Below are 2,498 nucleotides of genomic sequence, written 5' to 3' on the forward strand. Positions count from 1 at the left end.
GGCTGGATCACCTCCTTTCTAAGGAGCACTTCTTACCAGGTTCGCTTGGTCAGAGGCCAGTACACCGGCGAATGTTCGGTGCTGGTTGCTCATGGGTGGAACGTTGACTATTCGGCACGATGAGCACGGTTTCGTTAGTACTGCTTCGGCGTGGAAAACGGGAACGGGTTGATCGTGTCGGGCACGTTGTTGGGTGTCTGAGGGTACGGCCGAGAGGCTGCCTTCTGATCCGGTCCCAGTGAACTCGCCTGTTTGGGTGGGGTGATGGGTGGCTGGTCGTTGTTTGAGAACTGCACAGTGGACGCGAGCATCTGTGGCCAAGTTTTTAAGGGCGCACGGTGGATGCCTTGGCACCAGGAACCGATGAAGGACGTGGGAGGCCACGATAGTCCCCGGGGAGCTGTCAACCAAGCTTTGATCCGGGGGTTTCCGAATGGGGAAACCCGGCAGTCGTCATGGGCTGTCACCCGCTGCTGAACACATAGGCAGTGTGGAGGGAACGAGGGGAAGTGAAACATCTCAGTACCCTCAGGAAGAGAAAACAACCGTGATTCCGGGAGTAGTGGCGAGCGAAACTGGATGAGGCCAAACCGTATGCGTGTGATACCCGGCAGGGGTTGCGTATACGGGGTTGTGGGATCTCTCTTTCATAGTCTGCCGGCTGTGAGACGAGTCAGAAACCGTTGATGTAGGCGAAGGACATGCGAAAGGTCCGGCGTAGAGGGTAAGACCCCCGTAGCTGAAACATCAACGGCTTGTTTGAGAGACACCCAAGTAGCACGGGGCCCGAGAAATCCCGTGTGAATCTGGCGGGACCACCCGCTAAGCCTAAATATTCCCTGGTGACCGATAGCGGATAGTACCGTGAGGGAATGGTGAAAAGTACCGCGGGAGCGGAGTGAAATAGTACCTGAAACCGTGTGCCTACAAGCCGTGGGAGCGTCGCACAAGGACTTGTCCTTGTGTCGTGACTGCGTGCCTTTTGAAGAATGAGCCTGCGAGTTAGCGGTGTGTAGCGAGGTTAACCCGTGTGGGGAAGCCGTAGCGAAAGCGAGTCCGAATAGGGCGTTTGAGTTGCACGCTCTAGACCCGAAGCGGAGTGATCTAGCCATGGGCAGGTTGAAGCGGAGGTAAGACTTCGTGGAGGACCGAACCCACCAGGGTTGAAAACCTGGGGGATGACCTGTGGTTAGGGGTGAAAGGCCAATCAAACTCCGTGATAGCTGGTTCTCCCCGAAATGCATTTAGGTGCAGCGTCGTGTGTTTCTTGCCGGAGGTAGAGCACTGGATAGGCGATGGGCCCTACCGGGTTACTGACCTTAGCCAAACTCCGAATGCCGGTAAGTGAGAGCGCGGCAGTGAGACTGTGGGGGATAAGCTCCATGGTCGAGAGGGAAACAGCCCAGAGCATCGACTAAGGCCCCTAAGCGTACGCTAAGTGGGAAAGGATGTGGAGTCGCAGAGACAACCAGGAGGTTGGCTTAGAAGCAGCCACCCTTGAAAGAGTGCGTAATAGCTCACTGGTCAAGTGATTCCGCGCCGACAATGTAGCGGGGCTCAAGCGTACCGCCGAAGTCGTGTCATTCACACATTAAGGGCCAACGCCTGTGTGGATGGGTAGGGGAGCGTCGTGTGCCGGGTGAAGCAGCCGCGGAAGCGAGTTGTGGACGGTTCACGAGTGAGAATGCAGGCATGAGTAGCGATACACACGTGAGAAACGTGTGCGCCGATTGACTAAGGGTTCCTGGGTCAAGCTGATCTGCCCAGGGTAAGTCGGGACCTAAGGCGAGGCCGACAGGCGTAGTCGATGGACAACCGGTTGATATTCCGGTACCCGCTTTGAAACGCCCAGTACTGAATCAGGCGATGCTAAGTCCGTGAAGCCGGCCCGATCTCTTCGGAGTTGAGGGTAGTGGTGGAGCCGATGAACCAGACTTGTAGTAGGTAAGCGATGGGGTGACGCAGGAAGGTAGTCCAGCCCGGGCGGTGGTTGTCCCGGGGTAAGGGTGTAGCCCGTGTGGTAGGTAAATCCGTCACACGTTAAGGGTGAGACCTGATGCCGAGCCGATTGTGGTGAAGTGGATGATCCTATGCTGTCGAGAAAAGCCTCTAGCGAGTTTCATGGCGGCCCGTACCCTAAACCGACTCAGGTGGTCAGGTAGAGAATACCGAGGCGTTCGGGTGAACTATGGTTAAGGAACTCGGCAAAATGCCCCCGTAACTTCGGGAGAAGGGGGGCCATCACTGGTGATCCGATTTACTCGGTGAGCTGGGGGTGGCCGCAGAGACCAGCGAGAAGCGACTGTTTACTAAAAACACAGGTCCGTGCGAAGCCGTAAGGCGATGTATACGGACTGACGCCTGCCCGGTGCTGGAACGTTAAGGGGACCGGTTAGCTGCTTTTCGGAGTGGCGAAGCTGAGAACTTAAGCGCCAGTAAACGGCGGTGGTAACTATAACCATCCTAAGGTAGCGAAATTCCTTGTCGGGTAAGTTCCG

Annotated in this window: 1 rRNA gene; it reads left to right on the forward strand. The window is 56.4% G+C overall.

Annotation, left to right across the window (positions count from 1 at the left end):
- Window positions 1–315: 315 nt before the first annotated feature.
- A 23S ribosomal RNA gene (locus AB0I11_RS34275) occupies window positions 316–2,498 on the forward strand; the annotation flags it as partial.

The organism is Micromonospora sp. NPDC050495, assembly GCF_040655175.1.
In the GTDB taxonomy this organism is placed as follows: domain Bacteria; phylum Actinomycetota; class Actinomycetes; order Mycobacteriales; family Micromonosporaceae; genus Micromonospora.